The sequence below is a fragment of the Lacrimispora sp. 38-1 genome, assembly GCF_049890855.1.
Lineage (GTDB): Bacteria > Bacillota > Clostridia > Lachnospirales > Lachnospiraceae > Lacrimispora.
On sequence record NZ_JBANEW010000099.1, the window covers coordinates 219,053 to 243,381 of the forward strand.

Annotated in this window: 39 protein-coding genes and 1 riboswitch; of the genes, 35 read left to right on the forward strand and 4 right to left on the reverse strand. The window is 39.3% G+C overall.

Features of this window, described 5'->3' with window-relative positions:
• Positions 1-75: 75 nt before the first annotated feature.
• Positions 76-1,272, reverse strand: coding sequence for an MFS transporter (locus V7D18_RS26540; RefSeq protein WP_426158966.1), 1,197 nt, complete (start codon positions 1,270-1,272; stop codon positions 76-78).
• A 229-nt stretch (positions 1,273-1,501) separates the two neighbouring features.
• Here V7D18_RS26540 and rplU point away from each other — a divergent pair, with 229 nt between their 5' ends.
• The 8 genes from rplU (at position 1,502) to rsfS (ending at position 5,760) form a co-directional block, all read left to right on the forward strand.
• Positions 1,502-1,810 (forward strand): 50S ribosomal protein L21, encoded by a 309-nt coding sequence (gene rplU / locus V7D18_RS26545; RefSeq protein ID WP_025233053.1) that lies wholly within the window; start codon positions 1,502-1,504, stop codon positions 1,808-1,810.
• A 2-nt stretch (positions 1,811-1,812) separates the two neighbouring features.
• Complete coding sequence (locus V7D18_RS26550; RefSeq protein WP_104436268.1) at positions 1,813-2,151, forward strand: ribosomal-processing cysteine protease Prp; 339 nt, start codon at positions 1,813-1,815, stop codon at positions 2,149-2,151.
• Between the two features lie 3 nt (positions 2,152-2,154).
• Entirely contained in the window at positions 2,155-2,445 is a 291-nt protein-coding gene (rpmA, locus tag V7D18_RS26555) for a 50S ribosomal protein L27 (RefSeq protein ID WP_104436269.1), read from the forward strand.
• A 116-nt stretch (positions 2,446-2,561) separates the two neighbouring features.
• Positions 2,562-3,845: a GTPase ObgE gene (gene obgE / locus V7D18_RS26560; protein WP_426158968.1), complete on the forward strand. Its 1,284-nt coding sequence runs from the start codon at positions 2,562-2,564 to the stop codon at positions 3,843-3,845.
• Positions 3,846-3,858: 13 nt separating this feature from the next.
• On the forward strand, positions 3,859-4,155 hold the full coding sequence (gene yhbY / locus V7D18_RS26565) for a ribosome assembly RNA-binding protein YhbY (RefSeq protein ID WP_117417183.1): 297 nt from the start codon (positions 3,859-3,861) through the stop codon (positions 4,153-4,155).
• 35 nt (positions 4,156-4,190) lie between these two features.
• Positions 4,191-4,811 carry a nicotinate-nucleotide adenylyltransferase gene (nadD, locus tag V7D18_RS26570; RefSeq protein ID WP_426158971.1) on the forward strand — a complete coding sequence of 207 codons (621 nt, stop codon included), beginning with the start codon at positions 4,191-4,193 and terminating at the stop codon, positions 4,809-4,811.
• On the forward strand, positions 4,808-5,404 hold the full coding sequence (yqeK, locus tag V7D18_RS26575) for a bis(5'-nucleosyl)-tetraphosphatase (symmetrical) YqeK (protein ID WP_426158972.1): 597 nt from the start codon (positions 4,808-4,810) through the stop codon (positions 5,402-5,404). Before nadD ends, yqeK begins: the two co-directional genes overlap by 4 nt.
• Entirely contained in the window at positions 5,401-5,760 is a 360-nt protein-coding gene (gene rsfS / locus V7D18_RS26580) for a ribosome silencing factor (protein WP_426158974.1), read from the forward strand. Before yqeK ends, rsfS begins: the two co-directional genes overlap by 4 nt.
• Positions 5,761-5,895: 135 nt before the next feature.
• On the opposite strand, the gene lexA is transcribed toward rsfS, so the two are convergent.
• Entirely contained in the window at positions 5,896-6,516 is a 621-nt protein-coding gene (gene lexA, locus V7D18_RS26585) for a transcriptional repressor LexA (protein ID WP_426158975.1), read from the reverse strand.
• Between the two features lie 171 nt (positions 6,517-6,687).
• On the opposite strand from lexA, the gene yneA reads away from it, so the two are divergent.
• The 6 genes from yneA (at position 6,688) to V7D18_RS26615 (ending at position 11,403) form a co-directional block, all read left to right on the forward strand.
• Entirely contained in the window at positions 6,688-6,990 is a 303-nt protein-coding gene (gene yneA / locus V7D18_RS26590; RefSeq protein WP_426158976.1) for a cell division suppressor protein YneA, read from the forward strand.
• 187 nt (positions 6,991-7,177) lie between these two features.
• A riboswitch (THF riboswitch) is annotated at positions 7,178-7,276 on the forward strand.
• A 111-nt stretch (positions 7,277-7,387) separates the two neighbouring features.
• Positions 7,388-7,942: a GTP cyclohydrolase I FolE gene (gene folE, locus V7D18_RS26595; RefSeq protein WP_426158978.1), complete on the forward strand. Its 555-nt coding sequence runs from the start codon at positions 7,388-7,390 to the stop codon at positions 7,940-7,942.
• Complete coding sequence (locus V7D18_RS26600; RefSeq protein WP_426158979.1) at positions 7,942-8,418, forward strand: HD domain-containing protein; 477 nt, start codon at positions 7,942-7,944, stop codon at positions 8,416-8,418. Before folE ends, V7D18_RS26600 begins: the two co-directional genes overlap by 1 nt.
• Positions 8,415-9,233, forward strand: coding sequence for a dihydropteroate synthase (gene folP, locus V7D18_RS26605; protein WP_426158981.1), 819 nt, complete (start codon positions 8,415-8,417; stop codon positions 9,231-9,233). The genes V7D18_RS26600 and folP overlap by 4 nt, the downstream gene beginning before the upstream one ends.
• Positions 9,221-10,027 (forward strand): 2-amino-4-hydroxy-6-hydroxymethyldihydropteridine diphosphokinase, encoded by an 807-nt coding sequence (folK, locus tag V7D18_RS26610; protein ID WP_426158983.1) that lies wholly within the window; start codon positions 9,221-9,223, stop codon positions 10,025-10,027. Before folP ends, folK begins: the two co-directional genes overlap by 13 nt.
• Before the next feature lie 86 nt (positions 10,028-10,113).
• Positions 10,114-11,403, forward strand: coding sequence for a bifunctional folylpolyglutamate synthase/dihydrofolate synthase (locus V7D18_RS26615; RefSeq protein WP_426159253.1), 1,290 nt, complete (start codon positions 10,114-10,116; stop codon positions 11,401-11,403).
• A 34-nt stretch (positions 11,404-11,437) separates the two neighbouring features.
• Here the strand turns inward: V7D18_RS26615 and V7D18_RS26620 are convergent, their stop codons facing one another.
• The gene (locus tag V7D18_RS26620) at positions 11,438-12,493 is read right to left on the reverse strand and encodes a tyrosine-type recombinase/integrase (RefSeq protein ID WP_426158985.1); all 1,056 of its coding nucleotides are present in this window, start codon (positions 12,491-12,493) and stop codon (positions 11,438-11,440) included.
• Positions 12,494-12,860: 367 nt separating this feature from the next.
• On the opposite strand from V7D18_RS26620, the gene V7D18_RS26625 reads away from it, so the two are divergent.
• The 7 genes from V7D18_RS26625 (at position 12,861) to V7D18_RS26655 (ending at position 16,923) form a co-directional block, all read left to right on the forward strand.
• A complete protein-coding gene (locus V7D18_RS26625; protein ID WP_426158987.1) occupies positions 12,861-13,094 on the forward strand; it encodes a hypothetical protein in 234 nt (77 codons plus the stop codon).
• 25 nt (positions 13,095-13,119) lie between these two features.
• Positions 13,120-13,293, forward strand: a complete 174-nt coding sequence (locus tag V7D18_RS26630) for a hypothetical protein (RefSeq protein WP_426158989.1) — start codon at positions 13,120-13,122, stop codon at positions 13,291-13,293.
• A 65-nt stretch (positions 13,294-13,358) separates the two neighbouring features.
• Positions 13,359-13,988 carry a hypothetical protein gene (locus V7D18_RS26635; RefSeq protein WP_426158990.1) on the forward strand — a complete coding sequence of 210 codons (630 nt, stop codon included), beginning with the start codon at positions 13,359-13,361 and terminating at the stop codon, positions 13,986-13,988.
• A complete protein-coding gene (locus V7D18_RS26640) occupies positions 13,985-14,863 on the forward strand; it encodes a hypothetical protein (RefSeq protein WP_426158992.1) in 879 nt (292 codons plus the stop codon). The genes V7D18_RS26635 and V7D18_RS26640 overlap by 4 nt, the downstream gene beginning before the upstream one ends.
• Positions 14,864-14,874: 11 nt before the next feature.
• The gene (locus V7D18_RS26645) at positions 14,875-15,117 is read left to right on the forward strand and encodes a hypothetical protein (protein WP_104436282.1); all 243 of its coding nucleotides are present in this window, start codon (positions 14,875-14,877) and stop codon (positions 15,115-15,117) included.
• A 19-nt stretch (positions 15,118-15,136) separates the two neighbouring features.
• On the forward strand, positions 15,137-15,895 hold the full coding sequence (locus V7D18_RS26650; RefSeq protein ID WP_426158993.1) for a hypothetical protein: 759 nt from the start codon (positions 15,137-15,139) through the stop codon (positions 15,893-15,895).
• A gap of 212 nt (positions 15,896-16,107) precedes the next feature.
• Entirely contained in the window at positions 16,108-16,923 is an 816-nt protein-coding gene (locus V7D18_RS26655) for a rolling circle replication-associated protein (RefSeq protein WP_426158995.1), read from the forward strand.
• 205 nt (positions 16,924-17,128) lie between these two features.
• Here the strand turns inward: V7D18_RS26655 and V7D18_RS26660 are convergent, their stop codons facing one another.
• Positions 17,129-17,335, reverse strand: coding sequence for an Arc family DNA-binding protein (locus V7D18_RS26660; protein ID WP_426158997.1), 207 nt, complete (start codon positions 17,333-17,335; stop codon positions 17,129-17,131).
• Between the two features lie 360 nt (positions 17,336-17,695).
• On the opposite strand from V7D18_RS26660, the gene V7D18_RS26665 reads away from it, so the two are divergent.
• The 14 genes from V7D18_RS26665 to V7D18_RS26730 all read left to right on the forward strand — a co-directional run bounded on the left by V7D18_RS26665 (position 17,696) and on the right by V7D18_RS26730 (position 24,296).
• Entirely contained in the window at positions 17,696-17,932 is a 237-nt protein-coding gene (locus V7D18_RS26665) for a hypothetical protein (RefSeq protein ID WP_426158999.1), read from the forward strand.
• Positions 17,933-18,118, forward strand: a complete 186-nt coding sequence (locus V7D18_RS26670) for a hypothetical protein (RefSeq protein ID WP_426159001.1) — start codon at positions 17,933-17,935, stop codon at positions 18,116-18,118.
• Positions 18,119-18,144: 26 nt separating this feature from the next.
• Positions 18,145-18,426 carry a hypothetical protein gene (locus V7D18_RS26675; protein ID WP_426159003.1) on the forward strand — a complete coding sequence of 94 codons (282 nt, stop codon included), beginning with the start codon at positions 18,145-18,147 and terminating at the stop codon, positions 18,424-18,426.
• Between the two features lie 163 nt (positions 18,427-18,589).
• On the forward strand, positions 18,590-18,817 hold the full coding sequence (locus V7D18_RS26680; RefSeq protein WP_426159005.1) for a hypothetical protein: 228 nt from the start codon (positions 18,590-18,592) through the stop codon (positions 18,815-18,817).
• A 186-nt stretch (positions 18,818-19,003) separates the two neighbouring features.
• Positions 19,004-19,237 carry a hypothetical protein gene (locus V7D18_RS26685; RefSeq protein ID WP_426158987.1) on the forward strand — a complete coding sequence of 78 codons (234 nt, stop codon included), beginning with the start codon at positions 19,004-19,006 and terminating at the stop codon, positions 19,235-19,237.
• 25 nt (positions 19,238-19,262) lie between these two features.
• Entirely contained in the window at positions 19,263-19,436 is a 174-nt protein-coding gene (locus V7D18_RS26690) for a hypothetical protein (protein ID WP_426158989.1), read from the forward strand.
• A 65-nt stretch (positions 19,437-19,501) separates the two neighbouring features.
• Positions 19,502-20,125 (forward strand): hypothetical protein, encoded by a 624-nt coding sequence (locus V7D18_RS26695; protein ID WP_426159007.1) that lies wholly within the window; start codon positions 19,502-19,504, stop codon positions 20,123-20,125.
• Positions 20,122-21,000: a hypothetical protein gene (locus V7D18_RS26700; RefSeq protein WP_426159008.1), complete on the forward strand. Its 879-nt coding sequence runs from the start codon at positions 20,122-20,124 to the stop codon at positions 20,998-21,000. Before V7D18_RS26695 ends, V7D18_RS26700 begins: the two co-directional genes overlap by 4 nt.
• A gap of 11 nt (positions 21,001-21,011) precedes the next feature.
• Entirely contained in the window at positions 21,012-21,254 is a 243-nt protein-coding gene (locus V7D18_RS26705; protein WP_426159010.1) for a hypothetical protein, read from the forward strand.
• Between the two features lie 20 nt (positions 21,255-21,274).
• The gene (locus V7D18_RS26710) at positions 21,275-21,472 is read left to right on the forward strand and encodes a hypothetical protein (RefSeq protein ID WP_426159012.1); all 198 of its coding nucleotides are present in this window, start codon (positions 21,275-21,277) and stop codon (positions 21,470-21,472) included.
• Between the two features lie 108 nt (positions 21,473-21,580).
• Entirely contained in the window at positions 21,581-22,171 is a 591-nt protein-coding gene (locus V7D18_RS26715) for a nitroreductase family protein (protein ID WP_426159255.1), read from the forward strand.
• 97 nt (positions 22,172-22,268) lie between these two features.
• Positions 22,269-23,027: a hypothetical protein gene (locus V7D18_RS26720; protein ID WP_426159014.1), complete on the forward strand. Its 759-nt coding sequence runs from the start codon at positions 22,269-22,271 to the stop codon at positions 23,025-23,027.
• Positions 23,028-23,220: 193 nt separating this feature from the next.
• Complete coding sequence (locus V7D18_RS26725) at positions 23,221-23,460, forward strand: hypothetical protein (RefSeq protein WP_426159015.1); 240 nt, start codon at positions 23,221-23,223, stop codon at positions 23,458-23,460.
• Between the two features lie 20 nt (positions 23,461-23,480).
• Complete coding sequence (locus V7D18_RS26730) at positions 23,481-24,296, forward strand: rolling circle replication-associated protein (protein WP_426159017.1); 816 nt, start codon at positions 23,481-23,483, stop codon at positions 24,294-24,296.
• The last annotated feature ends 33 nt before the right edge of the window (positions 24,297-24,329 follow it).

The window sequence follows — 24,329 nt, forward strand, 5'->3', positions numbered from 1 at the left end:
CCGGAATGTTTCTCTACTGTAAAAACGAGAGAAAACATTCCGGGGGATTTCTATACTTCCTGCCACAGCGGATAATCAGGCTGCTTTTTTCTGATGCCAGACTTTGAAATTGACAGCTGAAAGTATAATAACAAATACCACGTTAAATACCAGAATACTGATTGCTGCAACAATTCCCACACGGTCAGCCACACCGCCTACGATCTGTGGGGTGATAATACCACCCATGGCAGATATTGCAGTGAGAAGAGACATTCCAAAGGTAGAGCCCTGGATCAAAGGTCCTGCGTTCGCAATACAGGTAGGATAAATTCCCGACAGGAAAAAACCAAGTCCCAGTAGAGAGGCTGTTACCAGAGGTAAGCTGTTTACTTTTATTAAAATAAAAAAGCAGACAGCACTTCCAATAGAATTAATCAGTAAAATCGTACTTCTATGTATTTTCTTTGACATGGCAGCACAGATTAAACGGCCTCCCATTATAACCAGCCAGGTAAGAGAAACGAGGGTGGTAGCGAATTCAGCGCTCATAACACCTGTATTCTGAAGATAAGTGACAAACCAGCCGTTAATACAGTTTTCAACTCCAAGGTAAAAAAACAAAATGAAGGCAATGCAGTAAAATGCAAAGGAACGAAGAAATCCCTTATTTCCGGCTGCAGTACTGTTTAAGCTGCTTTTCCGTTTTTCAATTGCTTTCTGGGCTTCATTGATTAAATCATAATTCATGGTTCCGTATGAGATTGCGGATATAATAGTAAGAACAACGATCATGTAGAGCGTCACTCTCCAGCCAAATCCCAGTTTCATCATCATCGCTGTAAGCAGGGGAGCAAGAAATGCCCCGATTGCAAAGGAGCAGTGAAGAATATTCAGCTTTCCGGTTGCGGTGTCACCATAAATATCATTGACTGCCGCATTATTTAAAATTGTAATGCATCCTCTTGTAAAGCCATAAAGCAGCATAACTGCGTAGATAGCGGGAAGAGGAGGTAAAAGGCTTAAAACCAGCAGGGATGATGGAACAAAAAGAGTGACCAGGATAATGGCTCTCTTTTTTCCCATAAGCGGAACCATAACCGGAAAAATGAAGCTGGAAGAAAGATTACCGATAGCCATAACTGATAAAAGTCCTCCGGCTGCAAGAAAGCTGATTCCTGCCTCCTTTATAATGGATGGAAGTATGGCTCCTATCACTAAAACAGCCATACCGCTGACCGCATATCCGTAGCAGCAGCGGATAAAAATTGAATTTCTTGGATCAGATTTCATTGGTATTACCCCCTTTTATGATCAAACATTGACCATTATACTAAGAGATATGAAAAAATACAAGGATAAGTCTTTAAAACGCTGTTTTTTCTGATTATTTTCCAGAAAAAAATATTGACATAACAGTTAAGGAATGCTATATTTATACAGTATGCCGCACAATGAGGTTAGAAAGTTTCTGTATTACAGAACACCGCAGTTGGCGAGTAATGATAATAGGAGGTGCCATATGTACGCGATTATTGCAACAGGTGGTAAGCAGTACAAAGTAGCGGAAGGCGATATCATTAAAGTTGAAAAGCTTGGTGTTGACGCTGGTGAAGCTGTCACATTTGACCAGGTACTTGTTGTAAACAATGGTGAATTAGCAGTAGGTTGCCCGACTGTAGCAGGTGCTACCGTAACAGGTACAGTTGTGAAGGAAGGCAAAGCTAAGAAAGTTATTGTTTACAAGTATAAGAGAAAATCTGGATACCATAAGAAGAATGGTCACAGACAGTCTTATACTCAGGTTAAGATCGAAAAGATCAATGCTTAATCATGATAAGAGTAACCGTATTTGTTGATTCAGAACAACGTTATACAGGAATTGATATGTTAGGACATGCAGGATTAGCTGATGATCATCAGGATGGACAGGAACTGGTCTGTTCAGCTGTTTCAGCTCTGACTTTTAATATGGCCAACAGTGTGGAGCAATTCACAGAGGATTCTTTTGAAGTGAATCAGGAAGAAAAGACAGGATCTTTTCAGTTTCGGTTTACCTCTGACATAAGTTCCGGGTCGCAGCTCCTTATGAATTCTCTGGTATTCGGATTACAGGATATTGAGGAAGAATATGGAGAACCATATATTAAAATCCGATTTAAGGAGGTGTAAGTGATGTTAAAGATGAACCTTCAATTTTTCGCTCATAAAAAGGGTGTTGGTTCTACAAAGAACGGCAGAGATTCCGAGTCTAAGAGATTAGGTGCTAAAAGAGCTGATGGTCAGTTCGTATTAGCTGGTAATATTCTTTACAGACAGCGTGGAACTCACATTCATCCAGGCATCAACGTAGGCCGCGGCGGTGATGATACATTATTCGCTTTAGTGGATGGCGTTGTGAAATTTGAGAGAAAAGGCAGAGACAAAAAGCAGGTTTCTGTTTATCCAAAAGCAATTAACGAATAATTGGACCGGCTTCATACCTTGACGTATGGAGCCGTTTTTTACGATACGCCCATTAGTCTGAATAGCGAGTAATGGGATTCCGTTTTTTTATCATAAGAAAGGAAACAGGTGAATGAATGTTTGCCGATAGAGCAAAAATATATATAAGATCCGGAAAGGGCGGCGACGGTCATGTCAGCTTCCGGAGAGAACTTTATGTTCCCTGCGGCGGTCCTGACGGCGGCGACGGCGGCAGAGGCGGTAATATTATTTTTGAAGTGGATGAAGGACTTAATACCTTAAGTGACTTCAGACACATTCATAAGTATACAGCGCAGGATGGAGAACCCGGCGGGAAGCGCAGATGCCATGGAAAAGATGGCAGCGACTTAATCATAAAGGTTCCGGAAGGAACTGTTTTAAAAGATTTTGAATCCGGAAAAGTCATTGCCGATATGTCCGGAGAGAATCGCCGTGAAGTTATTTTAAAAGGCGGCAGAGGCGGACAGGGCAACATGAATTTTGCAACCCCTACCATGCAGGCTCCGAAATACGCACAGCCAGGACAACCCTCTCAGGAACTCTGGGTTCAGATGGAATTAAAAGTAATCGCCGATGTGGGCCTGGTGGGATTTCCCAATGTAGGAAAATCAACCCTTTTATCAAGAGTCAGCAATGCAAGACCTAAAATTGCCAATTATCACTTCACTACATTAAACCCGCACTTGGGCGTTGTTGATATAGATGGAGGAAAAGGATTTGTCATGGCAGATATTCCCGGACTGATTGAGGGAGCTTCTGAAGGCATAGGGCTTGGACATGATTTTCTTCGCCATATTGAGCGGACAAGAGTACTGGTTCATGTTGTTGATGCCGCATCAACGGAAGGCCGTGACCCGATTACTGACATCAAAGCCATTAATAAAGAGCTGGAAGCCTATAATCCGGATTTAATAAAGCGTCCCCAGATTATAGCTGCTAACAAAATTGATGCCATTTATGAAGACGGTGAGAGTCCGATTGATAAACTGAAAGCTGAATTTGAACCCCAGGGTATCAAGGTTTATCCGATCTCTGCTGTCAGCGGCCAGGGAGTTAAGGAACTGCTGTATGCAGTGTATGATCTGCTTAAAACAGTTAATTTAAGTCCTTTGGTCTTTGAAAAGGAATTTGACTTAAAGAGTTTGTCGGGAGTATTGCTGCCTTATTCAGTGGAAGTAACAGAAGACGGAGTCTATGTAGTAGAAGGGCCTCGCATTGAAAAAATGCTTGGTTATACGAATCTGGAATCAGAAAAGGGCTTCAGCTTCTTCCAGAAGTTCTTAAAAGACAACGGTATACTGGAAGAACTGGAAAATGCCGGCATTGAAGAAGGCGATACGGTCCGCATGTATGGTCTTGAATTTGACTATTACAAGTAACAAGGAGAATAATATGACAAGTAAGCAGAGATCCTATTTAAAGGGACTGGCGATGAATATAGATCCGATCTTTCAGATCGGCAAATCCAGCTTGACTCCTGAGATCACAAATGCGATCGCAGAGGCGTTAGAAGCCAGGGAATTAATCAAAATAACCATTTTAAAAAATTGTGCAGATGATGGAACCAGCGTCGCTTCGATCCTGTCTGAACGGACCCATTCTGAAGTAGTTCAGGTAATTGGAAGAAAAATTGTCCTTTATAAGCAGGCAAAAGACGAAACAAAAAGAAAAATTGTTCTTCCTAAATAAAGCCGCCTAATTGTTAGGCCAGGGAGTCGATAATTATGGGTAATATAGGGATTATGGGCGGAACATTCGATCCGATCCACAATGGTCATCTGATGCTGGGAAAGCAGGCATATCAGGAATATCAGCTGGATGAGGTATGGTTTATGCCATCCGGACATCCGCCTCACAAAAATGACCGGAATATAACTGATCCTGAAATCCGCCTTGCGATGACGAAACTTGCCATTCACGGGAAATCAGGACTGGTCTGTTCTGATTTTGAAGTGAGACGAAACGGAAGTACCTATACCGCTCAGACCCTGAGACTGCTGCGTAAAGCATATCCGCAGCATCAATTCTTTTTTATCATAGGAGCTGATTCACTTTATGAAATTGAGAACTGGTATGAACCGGATCAGGTTCTGTCTCAGGCTGTATTTTTAGCTGCACGGCGGGAATATGAAGATGCGCATCCTTCCATGGAGCAGCAGATTGCCTACCTCTATAACAAATACAACGCAGATATTCGTATTCTTCATTGTGAAGAGATGGATATTTCTTCCGCCATGCTGCGGGAGCGAATTGCAAAAGGTCTCTCTGTTTCGGAATATGTACCCCAGGAGGTATTGTTATATATTAACGATCAAGGCTTATATCAGCAGAAGGATAAAGCATGATAGATGTTATAATGGAAATGAGAAATGATTTAAAGGAAAAACTGAACCCTTTAAGATATGAACACACCTTAAGTGTTTCTTTTATCTGTACCGCATTGGCTATGCGTTACGGTTGTAATTTAGATCAGGCAGAGCTTGCAGGTCTGCTGCACGATTGTGCAAAGCATTACGGAAACGAAGAGATTATAAAAAAGTGCCGGAAACAGAATATTCTATTAACTGATGATGAACTTAAAGCCCCAGTCGTGCTGCATGCCAAATACGGGGCATGGCTGGCGGAGCATAAATATAATGTGACTGACCAGGAGGTCTTAAATGCCGTGCGGTGGCATACAACAGGAAGACCGAATATGTCCCTGCTTGAAAAAATCGTATTTACGGCAGATTATATTGAACCAAGACGGGAGAGAGCGCCGGATCTGCTTAATATTCGTTCTCTTGCATTTACGGATTTAGATGAATGTATTTATCAGATTCTTAAGAATACTCTTGAATATCTGGAAAGCAAAGGAAGTTTTGTGGATTCTGTTTCTAACCAGGCATATGCTTATTATAAACAGGTTCACAACGAAAAGAAGGGAGAAACAAAATGAATCAATCCATGGATATGGTAAAAACTGCTTATGCAGCTTTATCTGATAAAAAAGGCGAGGATGTCAGCATCATAGATATTCGAAACGTTTCCGTTCTCGCAGATTACTTTATTATAGCCAGCGGTACGAATTCCAACCAGGTACAGGCGATGGTAGACAATGTTGAAGAGGAACTGGGTAAAAAGGGGTATGTGTGCAGGCAGGTAGAAGGCTATCAGACAGCCAATTGGATTCTTATGGATTATGGCGATATTATCGTGCATGTCTTTGACAAAGAAAACCGGCTTTTCTATGATCTGGAAAGAATCTGGAGAGATGGAAAAACAATCGCAGTAGAAGATTTAGATACAAAATAGATTTAAAATATATTGAGATTGCAGATGAACGGCTTAACAATTATTGTGAGCCGTTTTTTTAGCTTAAAGTTAACATAATTTTTTTAGCTTAAAGTTAACATAATTTTTTTATGTTAACTTTAAGCTAAATCTTTTTTAATGAATGCCCAAGCGGAACAAACCAATCACTTTTCCAAGAATCTGAACATCATCTACAATAATAGGATCCATAGAATCATTCTCAGGCTGCAGACGATAATGTCCGTTTTCTTTAAAAAATCTCTTTACTGTAGCGGAATCATCTACAAGAGCTACAACAATCTCCCCATTCTGAGCAGTAGAACAGTGTTCCACAATAATCTGATCCCCTTCCAATATTCCTGCATTAATCATGGAATTACCCCTGACCTTCAACATGAACGTCTCTGCGTTAGGCAGAAGATCGGAAGGAATGGGATAATAATTTTCAATATTCTCTTCCGCATATAAAGGCTGCCCGGCAGCAACCGTTCCCAGTATGGGAACGTTCACAACTTCCCGGCGGGTAAGGTTAAAGCAGTCATCAATAATCTCAATCGTACGGGGTTTGGTGGGATCTCTTCTTATATATCCTTTTTCTTCAAGAGTTTCCAAATGAGAGTGTACCGAAGATGTGGATTTAAGATTAACCGCTTCACAGATCTCTCTGACTGCAGGCGGATATCCCTTCTTTAAAATAGTCTCTTTTATATATTCTAAAATTTCCTGCTGTTTGGGTGTAATTTTCTCTTGCGCCATAACACAGCCTCCTCATTCCTATTCATTAAAACTATAGTAACATATGTTCGGGAAAAATGCAAACCTTTGTTCGAAAAAATGCAAAACGGGTTGACAAACATATGTTCTTGGTGTTATGATAAATCCAGCAAGATGAACATATGTTCTTATATTTGAGGAGGTATGCATATTATGAAACAGTTAATCATGTTAACCCTGGCAGTTCTGCTGGGAGCTCATTTTTGCGGGCAGTCCCTGATGAATGCATTGGCCGGTGAAGTGGGGACACCACTAATAGAGAAGTATTATACCAGTATTGAGATCAGGAACGGAGACAGCCTTTGGAGCATTGCTGATCAGTATGTTGAGAACAGCGGTATGTCTACTGCTCAGTACGTACAGGAATTAAAGAATATGAACAGATTAAGGGAAGATACCATACATTCCGGACAGCATCTGACCGTAGCCTATTTCGTTCAGAATCAGGATAAGTAGCCTGCCTAAAGGTTTTTTTGGAACGTCTGTTTTGCATAGCTGCCTTTATACCAGAAAGTTTTATTTTCATTTGATATTCCTCAGAGTCAGTACACGGCTGTTCCGATCCCAAATAATTTATATTGTAAATTTAAAAAGCAAGTGGTATACTTATTTGCAAGTTTAGATACGGTATCACCGTTTCTTTTACAGAGTAGAAATTTATGCGTAAAGTGTTTCCTGAACGGGGAGTTGTCAGGAGAACGAAAGGGTAAGCCCTGCGGTATAAATTTTGCATCCCGCTGTTATTTAAGTTTGTATATTTGCGGGATAGGCTTATTGCCTGTCCTGTTTTTTATATAGGCTAGGCTTCTCTGGTTGCGCTATTCTATTTGTAAAAATAGAAAGGAATAAAATTATGATGAATTTACAGAAAGCAGAACAGGCCATCGCCCTTTTACTGGAGGCAATAGGAGAGGATCCGATGAGGGAGGGGCTTGCAGACACACCTGCGCGTGTGGCAAAAATGTATGAGGAGCTTACTCAGGGGTACGATATGAACGCTACAAAACTTTTATCAGTTATGTTTCATTCAGATAACAATGACGTGGTATTGGAAAAGGATATTGAATTTCATTCCCTGTGCGAGCATCACCTTGCTCCTTTTTTTGGTAAGGTGCATATTGCCTACATTCCAAACGGCAAAGTAGTGGGATTAAGCAAGCTTGCCAGAGTAACTGAAGTATTTGCCCGGCGCCTGCAGATACAGGAACAGATGACAAACCAGATTGCTGACAGCATATACACAAGCCTTGACCCATTAGGGGTAATGGTAATTGTAGAAGCCACTCACACCTGCATGACCATGCGAGGGGTTAAAAAAATTGGCACTAAAACGGTAACGGTTGCAACCAGAGGTATTCTGAAAGGAGATCTTGCACTGCAGAAAAGCATACAGGATTTTATAAAGTGATGGAAAGAATAAATAAAATTATTAATAGTCCGGAATATATTAATTGGTTATCTAAAATTAATCAAGCTGAGAAAAACAGAATTTTTTGCGGACATAGCTTTTCCCATTTTCTGGATGTGGCCAGAATTATGTATCTGGAAACTTTGACCAAAGGGTATGATTTTTCTCAGGAACTAGTGTATTCGGCAGCGTTGCTGCACGACATTGGCAGGAGTATAGAATACAGCGCAGGGGCGGATCACGCCCGGGAAGGAGCAGTAATTGCAAAAGAGCTGCTGGAAGGTGCGGGATTTTGCCGCCATGAAGTAGATGAAATTACCCTTGCAATCGCAAATCACAACGTGAAAGACACTTCCCATACACTTTCACAGCTTTTGCAGTTTGCAGATAAAAAAAGCCGTAATTGCTTTTTATGCAACGCCCAGGCACAGTGCAACTGGAAACCACAGGATAGAAATATGGAGGTCAGCCTTTGATTATAGGCAATAAAGTATTTGACACGCATAACAATGTATATATTGTAGGAATATTAAACGTTACACCAGATTCCTTCTCTGACGGAGGTCAGTATAATGCCTTAGATGATGCCCTGAGGAAAGCACAGGAAATGATCTGTCAGGGTATAGATGTTATTGACGTTGGCGGAGAGTCAACACGTCCTGGGCATACAACAGTATCTACAGAACAGGAGATTAATAGGGTTGCTCCTGTGATTGAAAAGCTGAAGGAAAACTTTGACATTACAATTTCATTGGACAGCTATAAATGGCAGGTTGTCCAGGCCCTGAGCAGCAAAATTGATATGGTAAATGATATTTGGGGCCTGCAATATGATGATAAGATGGCTCAAGTGGTTGCAAAATCCGGTCTGGCCTATTGCCTGATGCACAACCGCCACAGCAATCAATATAAAAATTTCTCGGAAGAATATTTATCAGACATCAATGACAGCCTTGAAAAGGCAGAAAAAGCAGGTATAGAAAAAGAAAAAATCATTTTGGATGGAGGTGTGGGCTTCGCCAAGGATTACAGCCAAAACCTGCATGTAATTAATAACACCGACCGCCTGTGCAGTCTGGGATATCCTGTCATGTTAGCCACCTCACGCAAATCAGTAATTGGACTAACCCTTGAAAAACCTGTCGATCAACGACTTTATGGTACACTTGCCACAACTGCCGTTGGTGTTATGAAGGGTGCAAGTTTTGTAAGGGTACATGACATTGAACAAAATCTCGACACTATAAAAATGGTAAAATCAATAATAAGGGAAGATAAATGGATAAAATAACACTGAATGGTGTAGAATTTTTTGCTTATCATGGAGTATTGGAGAGTGAAAAGCAACTGGGCCAAATGTTTGCAGTTGATTGCGAATTGGTCTTAGACACATCCTTTTGCAATGATGAGATTAAAAAAACAGTAAATTACGGAGATGTAGCACTCAAGATAAAAAGCTTTGCCTGCAGCAATCGATATGATCTCCTTGAAAGCCTTGCTAACAATCTGGTGTCTTATTTAATGTATGAGTACCCTTTAGTTGAGGAGATATCTTTGACTGTACACAAGCCGCATGCACCTATTGCTACAAAATTTTCTGATGTTTCACTTTGCGTAACCAGGAAACGGGAAATCTGCTACCTGGCAATCGGTTCCAATTTAGGAGATAAAAAGGCATATCTGGACACTGTAAAAGCGGCAATCGTACAGGATAAAAGCTGTCAGTTTATGGCAGTTTCAAATTATATTGAAACTCCTCCCTATGGGGTAACTGATCAACCTTCTTTTTTGAATGCAGTAATCAAGATGAGAACTATTTATACCCCCAATCAGCTGCTGCAGTTTTGCCAAAGCCTGGAGCAAGCTGCGGGCAGAGTTCGACTGCGCCATTGGGGCGAACGTACCTTGGATATAGACATTCTAATGTACGGAGATAAAATCATTTATACGGAAGATTTGATTGTACCTCATCCGGAGATGGATATAAGAGATTTTGTTCTTGTACCTTTGTGCGAAATCGACCCTCATTTGATACACCCAATACGCAAAATGAGCGTCAAAAGATTGCTTGAAGACCTTTCATAATTATTCTAAAATTAATGTGATTCCTTAGGGTAGCATATAGCTGAATTGTTGCACAAACAGAAAGGGGGCGTGTTTTTTTGACTAATATGGTAAATATGTCTGTGATGGACAAGCTGAATTCTCTTGCAAAATACGGTATAAATTTAGGACTTGAGCGTATTGAGAAATTGTTAAACAACATGGGGAATCCTCAGAAAAAGTTAAAATTTATACATGTTGCGGGAACAAACGGCAAAGGATCCACCTGTACTATACTATCCTATATTTTAAAAGAGAGTGGTTACAAGACAGGGCTTTTTATCAGTCCTTATGTATTGAATTTTAATGAAACCATGCAGATCAATCATCTGCCTATCACTCATAGTCAGCTGGAAAGTTGTGGGCAATATGTTTTTTCCAGCTGGGAAAATTCCTGTGTTGAAGGAGAGTATCCTACTCAATTTGAGGTAATTACAGCCATAGCCTTTGAATGGTTTTATCGCAGCGGCTGTGATTTTGTTTGTCTGGAATGTGGCCTTGGCGGAAAAGAGGATTCCACAAATATCATTCCTCCCGCTCTTTTGCAAATTATCACCTCGGTAAGTTTGGACCATATGGGGATTTTGGGAAATACGCTGGAAGAGATAGCGATGCATAAAGCTGGGATTATAAAAGGGGGGATCACGATATGCTATCCACTGATGCAGCCCGATGCTTTGAACATAATTAAACATAAATGTGACGAAGAACACAGCAAACTGATCGTGCCTTCTCTGCAACATCTTAATGTGATGGAGGACACCTTCCCAGGGAACAGCTTTCTCTATAAGGGGCAGCAATACATAAAGTCCATGACTGGCAGATTTCAGATTTATAATTGTATTACTGCAATTACTGCGGCCTTTACTCTTGCAGAAATGGGTTTTTCCATTCAACAGAGGGCTATAACCGAGGGGGTAAAAAACGCTAATATACCTGCACGCCAGGAGATAATTCGAACCTCGCCTCTTGTATTATTGGACGGCTGTCATAACCCGGAAGGAGCAAAGGCACTCAAGGATAGTCTATATAAGCTACCCAGTCAACGAATAACGGTGATAATGGGAGTATTAGCTGATAAAGATTATAATGTTATGGTTAAAGAAATTGCCAGACTTGCTCATCATTTTATAGCTGTAACACCAGATAATCCAAGAGCGCTGTCATCTCAAAGCCTTGCTAAGACGGCTAGGACTTATTGCAGTAATGTACACAATTTTGATGAGATGCAGCAAGCACTTGATTTTGCCACAGAGATAACTATGCCGTCTGACCCCATTTGTGTTTGTGGCTCGCTTTATCTTGCACAGCAAATTCGGCCTTTGCTTTTGCAGCAATTTGGTAATGGGACGCATTAAGATACCAGAAGGTGCAGCGGCAGAAGAGTGAATATTAATCTTCCCGCAGTTTTACTTTATTTCTGGCACTGCGTCGACGTTCGTCTTCCAATGCCGCATAATGTTTTTTTGTAGTATTTACATCAGAATGTCCCAAAACATCTGCCACTAAATAGATATCACCGGTTTCTTTATAAAGAGAGGTTCCATAGGTACTGCGTAGTTTATGGGGAGTAATCTTTTTTAAAGGTGTCACCAGTCTGGAATATTTTTTTACCAGATTTTCTACACTGCGAACAGCAATTCTCTTTTTCTGCATGGATAGAAAGAGCGCATTCTCATTACCTTCTTCAGGAATAATTTGATTTCGCTCTTCCAGATAATCCAGGAGTGCATCCTCAACCTCAGTTCCAAAGTAGACAGTTACCTCTTTTCCTCCCTTTCTATGTATGCGTATGCCTCCATTTTTAAAATCAATATCATTCAAATCCAAACCTACACATTCTGATACACGTATTCCAGTTCCAAGCAAAAGTGTAAGCAGTGCCAGATCCCGAACTTTCGTTTTCTCGTGATAGGCTTTTTGTTTCTCTGTTAGAGATTCTCCTTTTTCTACTTCATCGAGAAGCAGCGCAACTTCATCTACGTCCAAACGTATAATTTCTTTCTCATGCAGCTTAGGAAGCTGAATTAATGCAGCCGGATTGTTTTGAAGCCTTTCATTCCGGTAATAATAATTGTAGAAGCTTTTCAAGCAGGAGATCTTTCGCATAATTCCACGCTCTTTGTTTGTTATTTCCTGACTTTTATCATTAAACCGGTACTTTAAATACTCCATATATTCCTCTATATCAACAACCTTAAGTGTATTTAAAAAGTCCAATGGGATTTCTTTCATCTCAAGCTTATGAATGACCGGATTTTCCTTTTGCAAAAATTCAAAAAACACCTTTAAATCATAGGCGTAGGCGATCCTGGTACGGGAAGATGTACGTGGTTCAATGCCTCGGAAAAAATCACCGCAGAAATGAGGAAGTTCTTTGATCAGCTCACGCAGATGCTTTACGTTTTCAATATCTTTTTGTTGATGGTAGGAGAGAATAGCTTTCATGAATTCACCTCTTGTTTATGTATAAATTATTTTATATATGCCGTAGTTTTTACTTTACCCGGAATACTTTACACAGGAATAGGTTAAACCAATAAGATCCCTGATCGCAGTGATTGTTGAGTAATAGTTTAATGGGAATGGAACCGGTAATGGTAAATGCAAAGTAAGAGCTGAAGCTTTGGTAAACTGTATAAATTATATTTGATATATGTATTCTATTATTTTTTCTTAATAACTATTCGTTAAACTAGACTTTCGCGCATAGTTGGAAGCGTCACTTACACCTAAAACCGCCACGCATAATTATATCATAATTCCAACATCTTTTACAAGTTGTTGGTTTTTTTATATTCGGGAGGAAATTTATATGCAGTTCTACATCGCTACTGCTTCTGATGCAGATTCCGCTGACATGGAATGGGAATCTCTTCAGGACTTGGAGGTTTCCGAGGATTTTGACCAGACCTCCCAAGAATTACTTTATTCGATTAACAATAACCTGACGCAAATCAATACATACGTTGGATTCACTGTTTCCGTTGGATTTGCTCTGCTTATTGTATATATCATCATGAAGCCAGTTTTTTACTTCTTAAGGTGATGGCTTTGGAAAGGAGGAAAATTTTATGTTAGCTGCTGCTTCTACGGGTGCTGCTTTTGTTATCACAGAAGAAATGTTGGCACCGATTGTAACATCTATTACAGGTAATACCGCTGTTTTAATTCCGGTCGGATTAGCGATCATGGGAATCATGGTTGGTATTGGACTGATTCCACGTATTATTTACAAGTTCCTGTAATGGCTGTGAGGGATTTTCGATTATCGGAAGTCCCTCTTTTGCTTCATTGGTGTATGGAGGTGTTTATGACCCGTTTGGCTTTGGCTGTCCTGCTCTCCGCTCTCTTCTGCTTTCCTTGTTATGCTTCTTCGGCTCTCCCGGCTTCTCCCTCTAGTTCGTTATTAAAGGGGTATAATATTCCGGATTTGCCGAAAAGTGATAACTATTCAGATTACGCAATTATAAAGAATACGGTATCATATTCCATAAATAAAGATTATGCGGATTATGTGTTATTTGCGTTCTACTCTCCGCCTGTCGTCATGTATGGAGGATATGGCTTTCAAGATGATACGCTTCATTTTTCCGGGCATTTGGGTTGGGATTATGACACTTTTATGTACTCTCTTTCTACGGGGCAATGGGTGAAGCTTGGCGGTGAGTATGGTCTGCTCAATAATTATGATTTAGAGCGGGACAAGCTTATTATGAGTACTACGACAATCGTCTATAAGGATAGGTTTAAGGTATTTTATTATTATTTTCCTGTGACTTCCACGTTTGAACAGCAACCCATGTTTTCTGATCTAATCCAGCTTATTTACAGGGTGGTTATTTCTCTTATTGTTGTAATTGTCCTCATTATCAGTATCCGCATTATCTTGAAAATAATTTATAGAGTTGTTTTCTTTTATCTTAGAAAGGGGGTTCTATGAAACGATTTTTAATTTTGCTTTGTATGATTCTTGTCATGTCTTTTCCGTCTTATGCTGATGCGAAACAGATCCCGGCAAGACCTAAAATGAATGCAGAATATTACCAATATTACGCACTTTTTTACCGTGGTAATAATTCCTCTTACTATTTGTTTTATTCTCCTACTGCTATTGTCTATACTTCTACCATCAGTACATATGTTGCTTTCAGTTGGACCCCGGGGACCTCTGATGACTGGGTACAGTTATCGTCTTTTCCCAATATTTGGGGATATTTAACTTATCTTTCCGGTAACGGTGATATTATGACAAGTTCTGGTACGGTTAAGTATACTTCGGCTGCTGAAACGGTATTTACAGAGCATGCAAAAGCGAACTTTTCCGCTTATTCAGACTATTGGGATAATTCTGGTGGCGGTGATGATGATCCAAGTCCCGGTATTATATCCGGTCTTCGTAATGTAGTGAATGCAATTTCTTCACTTCCCGGTAAAATTGGCAATTCGATTCTTGATATTTTAAAATCATTGTTTATCCCGGCTGATGGTTATTTGGAAGAAAAAATTAATTATCTTGTTGAACGTTTTAAGGGGGCTTTTGCCGTAACTCCGTATGATATGTCAAGCGTATTCTCATCAGAAAAAGAACTGTCCGATATAACAGTTACCATGTACGGAACTACTGCCACAATTGTAAATATGGATTACGTGATCGAAGCATTGACAAAATTCCGTAAAGTAATACGTGGCTTTATTACTCTCCTGCTTCTCTTCTACAATATCAATCAGTTTTTAGCTTTCATTGGGCAGGCTCCTATTACTTTGGGGGCTTTGATAGGGATTAAAAATCACATGGAACGATCAGAGGATACATAGGGGGTGATAGTGTGATTATTGAATTTTTTATTAATATGTTCGTGGCATTTTTAGATACTCTTATCAGCGCAGTTTCTATGGTTACGTTGCCGATCGACATGATATCGGCACTTTCTACAGTATCAGCTTATGGAAGTTGGATTGTTGGGTCTGATCTCCTGTTGATATTTGCTACCTGTGTATTTACCTGGACAACGATCAAAATCGGGATAGGCTTAGTCCTCTTTGTCTGGCGGTTACTGCCGTTTACTTAATTTTATTTTGGGAGGTATTATGATAATTTTAAAAATGTTTATAGGATTTATCTGTTTCGTATTTCTCTGTCTGAAGCTTCCGGTCATGATTATCTGGTTTGGTCATTTTATAGTGTTCATTAGGTGGAAATTGATAGATTTACGAAAGGAATTAAAGTTGAAAAAACAAGGTGTTATAGTCTTCCGCCCCTTTGGGCTTAAAATGTTTTGTGGCAGACAGGGAGCCGGGAAAACCATGGCTATGGTCTGGTATTTGGACAATCTACGCAGGAAATACCCTAAGGCGTGTATTTATACCAATTTTGCTTATAAGTACCAGACTGCCCCTTTAGAAAGCTTAAATGACCTGCTGAAATACCGTAACGGTGATGATGGTATTATATTTGCTATTGATGAAATTCAAAACGAATTCTCTTCTGCTGTTTCAAAGGATTTCCCGGAAACTTTGTTAAGTGAAATTACTATGCAGCGTAAACAGAAAATAACCATTTTATCATCTTCACAGGTGTTTACCCGTGTTGCAAAACCACTCCGGGAACAATGTTATGACGTCATGGAATGCCGTACATTCTTTGGTCGTTGGACACGGGTAAAATGCTATGATGCGGATGACTATTGCTCTGTTATAGATAATTACAGTCCGGAGAAGAAATTTAAGCTTCCGAAGCGTTGGGTACGTTCATTTATCCAGACTGATGATCTTAGGGAATCCTATGATACGTATGAAAAGGTTCAGCGGTTATCCAGACAAGGGTTCGCCCCAAAAGTGGTACGATAGTTATCGCTGTTGGGGGTCAAATTATTATCCGCTCTTCTGCTCTTCTGGGGGGCTGTCTGGTCAATTATCAGTTATGGTCTAAGCGTCAGCGCCCCCGGCGCGACGCTAGACCATTACTTGACAGTATAAACACTTAAGGAACTTTTTTGATAAAAACAGAGGTAAAAATCGTAAAATCAGGATTTTGTTAATGATGGATTGAGGTGATTTTGATGGAGCCTTATAACGTAAAGGTGATTACATATCCTGACCTTTCAAAGCAGTATAGGGTGTACTATAGGGATATAGTATATAAGGGATATTATCGTGAGGATCGGTTTAAAAATCCATTTGACGATAAATGGACGAAAACTATTAAAGGTGATCTTCAAAAGCATTATGATCATACGGCTGAAGTTTCCATGAAGCGTACAAAAGGTAAGGTTTACAATTATGCAAGGTGTAATAATTGGGACTGGTTTGTGACATTTACATTCAGTCCAGAAAAGGTTAATCGGTATGATTATGATTCATGTGTAGAAAAGCTTACTAACTGGTTAAAGGTTCTTCGCCGTTCTTCTCCTGCTCTCTCCTATTTGGTTGTTCCTGAGAAGCATAAGGACGGTGCATATCACTTTCATGGTCTTTTTAGTGGGTTAGATGATAAACAGATAGTCTGGACTGGAAAATACGTCGTAAAGCGAATTAAGGGGCTTGGGCGTAGTCGTTTTAAAAGAACTGATGAAAAGATTTATAGGTTTGGTAGTTATAGACTAGGTTGGATGACCGCAACTAGGGTAAAAGAAAAAGAAAAGGTCACTTCCTACATCACAAAGTACATAACAAAGGAATTATGCGATTCCTCGTTTGGTCGCAAGCGTTATTGGTCGTCCAGAAACTTGTTGACACCTATGGAAGAGGTGTTTCACATGGACGGCACTGCCCGTTTCGTTCTCTCCGATGAACTTGGGGAATGTTCAAAGTTTAAGAAGATCAGCACTGTACAGTATGGGGAAATGACCCAATCAGTTGAAATATTCGATTTGTAATATAAGTATAGTTAATAAATGAAACGTTGTCAATGGTTAAATTAATAATTTGGAATTGTTTAGAGATATTTCAATCTTGTGCAGATTTCACAATGAATGACTGTTAGTACGGTGCTGATCGGAGCGCCTGCAGATACTTTTGTTTGTACATAATGTATAAAAGAGATAGGTTTGGTAGCCACTGCTCCTCTCCTATCTCTTTTTTTTAACCAGTCCTTGAACCTGATGATTTTCCCAAGCTACTTTTCCGCTCTTCTCTTTTGTGCTTGGCTTCGTACTCTTCAATGTACTTTTTGACAATATGCTCAAGCTGTTTATTTGCCGTGCGGTTTTCTTCTTCTGCAATATCTTTGAGTTTATCTATAATTTCTTTATCTGTACGGAATATAAATTGAGGTTTGTTGCTTGGCATTTTAATATTTCCTTTCAAAAAGTACTTGTAAAAGTGATATCACTATGATATCATATGTTCAAGGTGATATCACCTAGATATCACAATGTTGGCTCGGTCATTGTCGGTGCATTGGAAACCGTCTGTATACGGAATGCGTAAGGACATAAGCATATCCGGGAAAATCTCGGTAGGGTGTATAGGCAATAGACCACTGCTATTTTAGCAGAAATTCGTAAGTTTTGCCTTTGTCCAGTCCGAAAATTTGAATGTATGGTAGATTACATAGGAGTATGTCCATTTTATCATACATTCAGATTTTTGTATATATTGTGAATCTCGTTAATTGGTGGTGTTTTTATTGTTCAGGAGGTTGATATCATGAAAAAAGTGACTTTGGGTGATATTTCAGAATGTTTGCCAGTTGATGAACTTCGTATTTTGGCTTATGATGGCTCGGCATATTCCGGGACATTGGTTTTGCCGTTTTCCGATGCTTCTTGTTATTATCATTATGTGGTCTGGTTAATCACAGAACTTGATATTGTAAATAGGATTGCAGGTATTATGTTGCGGGTTGATTCCCTTGAAGATTTCGAAAAGTTAAGGGGGAATTAAATGCATTTTAGTGATGGTATTCATTATTCGGCTGTTCGTGATGGTTGGGTGACCTCGTTTCAAGTTATAGGGCGTAATCCTGATGGTACTTTTGATATTTGTTGGTTAGAAGGTTCTGTAAGTTCTGCTCGTAAAGTGGATCTGGTGGAATGGGTGGAAGCTTATGAATCTTTACATAAAAAATAGTAAATACGTTAAGGAGGTTAAATTTTATGAAAGTTACTGGTGTTTTTAAATTGATGGGGGTTGAGTCTCAATCCGGTTTTAAAGACCCTACACAAACAAATTATGTTGTTGGTCTGGCTCAGGGCATGGATAGCCTGCGTATGTATCTTGACGCGACTGAATTTAATCTATACAAGGACATTCCTCCATATTCTGATGTGGAAGTGGTTCTTGATTATAACCCCGTTGCAAAGGAAGTTCGGTATTCCATGCACCTTGTTACGATGGCACCTGTTAATAAAGCTTCTGCTGTTGCTTCTGGTAAGTAATATCGGACTATAATGATTCCCCGGCTTCTGCCAGTATGAGGCGGTATCTTGCATTCTCCTTGATTACCGTGTACCGTATTGGAATGTGTTACCGTTGGTCGGTGAGTGGGGGCATCGCCGGGGGGACCGCTCACACGGATTCTGTTTAATGGGGGTACATGAGATGAAATTATCAGAATTGGAACTGCTCTATCTTCGCCGACTTCTGGTGGAGCGTCTGGAATCTCTTGACAGAGGTCTCCAGAAGAATCTCCGCATTTTTGGAGATTCGGACGATATCGTTTTGAAACAGCGTAAAATCGGGAATTTGGAAGCTGAAACAGCCGTTTTGACGGCTCTCAAAGAAAAGGTCAATCTTGAAATTGGTTTTTGCTCTCTCACTGCTACTTGAGAAAAAAAGGAATTTTTGATATAATTTATGTCTGGGCTTTTTCGGTTTAGCAACTATTCGCAATTAACTAGACTTTCGCGAATAGTTGGAAGCGTCACTTACACCTAAAACCGACACGCATAATTATATCATAATTCCAACATCTTTTACAAGTTGTTGGTTTTTTATATTCGGGAGGAAATTTATATGCAGTTCTACATTGCTACTGCTTCTGATGCAGATTCCGCTGACATGGAATGGGAATCTCTTCAGGACTTGGAGGTTTCCGAGGATTTTGACCAGACCTCCCAAGAATTACTTTATTCGATTAACAATAACCTGACGCAAATCAATACATACGTTGGATTCACTGTTTCCGTTGGATTTGCTCTGCTTATTGTATATATCATCATGAAGCCAGTTTTTTACTTCTTAAGGTGATGGCTTTGGAAAGGAGGAAAATTTTATGTTAGCTGCTGCTTCTACGGGTGCTGCTTTTGTTATTACAGAAGAAATGTTGGCACCGATTGTAACATCTATTACAGGTAATACCGCTGTTTTAATTCCGGTCGGATTAGCGATTATGGGAATCATGGTTGGTATTGGACTGATTCCACGTATTATTTACAAGTTCCTGTAATGGCTTTGAGGGATTTTCGATTATCGGAAGTCCCTCTTTTGCTTCATTGGTATATGGAGGTTTTTATGACCGTTCGTTTGGCTTTGGTTGTCCTGCTTTCCGCTCTCTTATGCTTTCCTTGCTATGCTTCTTCGGCTTCTCCCTCTAATGCTTTATTAAAGGGATATGACATTCCAGATTTGCCGAAAAGTGACAGTTATGCAAGCTATGTGATTATAAAGAATACGGTATCGTATTCCATGAATAAAGATTATGCAGATTATATTCTGTTTGCATTCTTCTCTCCGCCTGCTGTCACTTATGGTGGATATGGTTTTCAAGATAATACGCTTCACTTTACAGGGCATTTGGGTTGGAATTATGACGCTTTTATGTATTCTCTTTCTTTGGAAAAGTGGGTAAAACTTGGCGGTGAATATGGTCTGCTCAATAATTATGATTTAGAGCGAGATAAACTTATTATGAGTACTACAACAATCGTTTATAAGGATAAACTTAAGGTATTTTATTATTATTTTCCGGTGACTTCCACGTTTGAACAACAACCCATGTTTTCTGATCTAATTCAGCTTATTTATAGGGTTGTGATTTCTCTTATTGTTGTAATTGTCCTTATTATCAGTATCCGCATTATCTTGAAAATAATTTATAGAGTTGTTTTCTTTTATCTCAGAAAGGGGGTTCTATGAAACGATTTGTAATTTTGCTTTGTATGATTCTTGCCATGACTTTTCCGTCTTATGCGGATGTGAAACAGATCCCGGCTAGACCTAACATGAATGCAGAATATTACCAGTATTACGCATTGTTTTACCGTAGCAATAATTCTTCTTACTATTTGTTTTATTCTCCTACTCCAATTGTTTATGCTTCCACTAGCAGTACTTATGTTGCTTTCAGTTGGACTCCGGGGACTTCTGAGAATTGGGAGCAGTTATCGTCTTTCCCCAATATCTGGGGATATTTAACTTATCTGTCTGCTAACGGTGATATCATGACAAGTTCTGGTACGGTTAAGTATACTTCGGCTTCCGACACGGTGTTTACAGAACATGCAAAAGCGAACTTCTCTGCTTACTCGGATTATTGGGATAATTCTAGTGGCGGTGACGATGACCCAAGTCCCGGTATTATATCCGGTCTGCGTAATGTAGTGAATGCGATCTCGTCTCTCCCCGGTAAAATCGGCAATGCGATTCTTGATATTTTAAAGTCACTCTTTATCCCGGCTGATGGATATTTAGAAGAAAAAATCAATTATCTTGTTGAACGCTTTAAGGGAGCCTTTGCAGTAACTCCTTACGATATGTCAAGCGTGTTCTCATCGGAAAAGGAACTGTCAGATATAACAGTTACCATGTACGGAACTACTGCCACAATTGTAAATATGGATTACGTAATTGAAGCATTGACAAAATTCCGTAAAGTCATACGTGGGTTTATTACTCTCCTGCTTCTCTTCTACAATATCAATCAGTTTTTAGCTTTTATTGGTCAGGCTCCTATTACTTTGGGTGCTTTAATAGGGATTAAAAATCACATGGAACGATCAGAGGATTCATAGGGGGTGATGGTGTGATTATTGAATTTTTTATTAATATGTTCGTGGCATTTTTAGATACTCTTATCAGTGCAGTTTCCATGGTTACGTTGCCGATCGACATGATATCGGCAATAACTACGGTATCGGCATATGGGAGTTGGGTCGTCGGCTCTGATCTTCTGCTCATATTTGCCACCTGTGTCTTTACCTGGACAACGGTCAAAATTGGGATAGGTTTGGTTCTGTTCGTCTGGCGGTTACTGCCCTTTACTTAATGAATTAGGGGGTGTTAGTTATGATTATGAATAAAATTATTATTGCTCTTTTCATGTCTACATTTACACATGCTTTATGGATTTATAGTGATTACTTGGAATATAAAAAATTGGGTTATGATAGAGAAAATAACCCATTTTATGTTCCATGGATTCTTGTATTTCTTTGTTGGTTGTTACATTTGTGGTTTTGTTTTCAGGTTTTTGGTATTAGTTAAATTAGTATTTTACGGATTACAGTACTTTGAAAACTTAATATTGATAGTTAGTATGAGCTATGATATACTATGAGACAAATATTTTAGCTTATTCTGGAGGATATAATGATAAAGGCAATATCAAATAGACGTAGTATAAGAAAGTTTAAAGAGGCAGAAATAGCGAAAGAAATGATAAATGAAATTCTGAATGCAGGAATGCTTGCGCCATCGTCAAAAAATAGACAGCCTTGGAATTTTATTGTTATTGGCGGTGAATCAAAAAATAAAATGCTTGCAGCAATGAATAAAGGTCTTTTGCGAGAACGTGAAGGAGAATCATTGCTTCCTGATAGTAATCGTCATTTGAAGGCGGCTGAATATACTTTGGAAATCATGAAACAAGCGCCTATAACTGTATTTGTGACAAATCCCTTTGGTATAAACTTATCAAATAATCTTAGCCAAGAAGAAAGAATTTATGAACTATGTAATGCTCAATCCATCGGTGCAGCTATGGAAAATATGACACTCACAGCTACTGAATTAGGTTTGGGAAGTCTATGGATTTGTGATATTTACTTTGCATATGAAGAGTTGAGTACATGGTTAAGTGTAGAAGGAACATTAATAGCAGCTATGACTTTTGGATACGCAGATGAATGCCCCAAACATCGTCCACGTAAGAACGCAATTGACGTGATTGAATGGAGAATGTAAGTATAATTTAATAGGTGAAATATTATAGAACTACTAACTATTAACAATTAGGTTGGTAGTTTTTTTGTACGGAAAACTGAAATTTAATGGAGGTATTATGATAATTTTAAAAATGTTTATAGGATTTATCTGTTTCGTATTTCTCTGTCTTAAGCTTCCGGCCATGATTGTTTGGTTTGGTCATTTTGTAGTGTTCATCAGGTGGAAATTGATAGATTTACAAAAGGAATTAAAACTGAAAAAACAAGGTGTTGTGGTCTTCCGTCCTTTTGGGCTTAAAATGTTTTGTGGTAGGCAGGGAGCCGGGAAAACCATGGCTATGGTCTGGTATTTGGACAATCTTCGGCGGAAATACCCCAAGGCGTGTATTTATACCAATTTTGCATACAAGTACCAAACTGCGCCCTTAGAAAGCTTAAATGACCTACTGAAATATCGTAACGGTGATGATGGTATTATTTTTGCCCTTGATGAAATTCAAAATGAATTCTCTTCTGCTGTTTCAAAGGATTTCCCGGAAACTCTGTTAAGTGAAATTACTATGCAACGTAAGCAGAAAATAACCATTTTATCATCTTCGCAGGTATTTACCCGTGTTGCAAAACCACTCCGGGAACAATGTTATGACGTTATGGAATGCCGTACATTCTTTGGACGTTGGACACGGGTAAAATGCTATGATGCAGATGATTATTGTTCTGTCATTGACAATTACAGTCCTGAAAAGAAATTCAAGCTTCCGAAGCGTTGGGTACGCTCATTTATCCAGACTGATGATCTTAGGGAATCCTATGATACCTATGAAAAAGTTCAGCGATTGTCCAGACAGGGCTTTGCTCCAAAAGTGGTACGATGATTATCTCTGTTGGGGGTTCAAATTATTATCTGCTCTTCTGGGGGCTGTCTGCTCATTCATGGAATATGGTCTAAGCGTCAGCGCCCCCGGCGCGACGCTAGACCATTACTTGACAGTATAAACACTTAAGGAACTTTTTTGATAAAAACAGAGGTGAAAATCGTAAAATTCAGATTTAGTAAAGGGGAAATTCATGGAAATATTAACATTTAGGTTATTAGTTGCTTGTGGCATAATATTTTTAATAATGTTTCTTTTGATAACTATTTTAAATCTGGTGCAAGGTAAGCTTTTAATTGAATCCGCTCTATTTGCACTTAAATGGACTTTAGCGATTTATGTAATTGTAATTATTGGTTGTGTAATGATAATTGGTTTGTTCTGGCTGTCTTCTTGGGTCAATGATGCTATACCAGTGAAAGGAAATATTTAAGCAGGAATTGAGGTGATTTGATGGAACCTTATAATGTTAAGGTGATTACATATCCTGACCTTTCAAGGCAGTACAGGGTGTATTATAGGGACATTGTATATAAGGGGTATTATCGTGAGGATCGGTTTAAGAATCCATTTGATGATAAATGGACGAAAACTATTAAGGGTGATATTCAAAAGCATTATGAGCATACGGCGGAAGTTTCTATGAAGCGTACAAAAGGTAAGGTTTACAATTATGCGAGGTGTAATAATTGGGATTGGTTTGTGACATTTACATTTAGTCCGGAAAAAGTTAATAGATATGATTATGATTCATGTGTAGAAAAGCTTACTAACTGGTTAAAGGTTCTTCGACGTTCTTCTCCTGCTCTCTCCTATTTGGTTGTCCCAGAGAAGCATAAGGACGGTGCATATCACTTTCACGGGCTTTTTAGTGGGTTAGATGATAAACAGATAGTTTGGACTGGAAAATACGTTGTAAAGCGAATTAAGGGGTTAGGACGTAGTCAATTTAAACGGACTGGTGAGAAGATTTATAAGTTTGGGAGTTATAGGTTAGGATGGATGACCGCCACTAGAGTGAAAGAAAAAGAAAGGGTCACTTCCTACATCACAAAGTACATAACAAAGGAATTATGTGATTCCTCGTTTGGTCGCAAGCGTTATTGGTCGTCCAGAAATCTGCTGACACCTTTGGAAGAGGTGTTTCACATGGACGGCACTGCCCGTTTCGTTCTCTCCGATGAACTTGGGGAAAGTTCAAAGTTTAAGAAGATTAGCACTGTACAGTATGGGGAAATGACCCAATCAGTTGAAATATTCGATTTGTAATATAAGTATAGTTAATAAGTAAAGTGTTGTCAA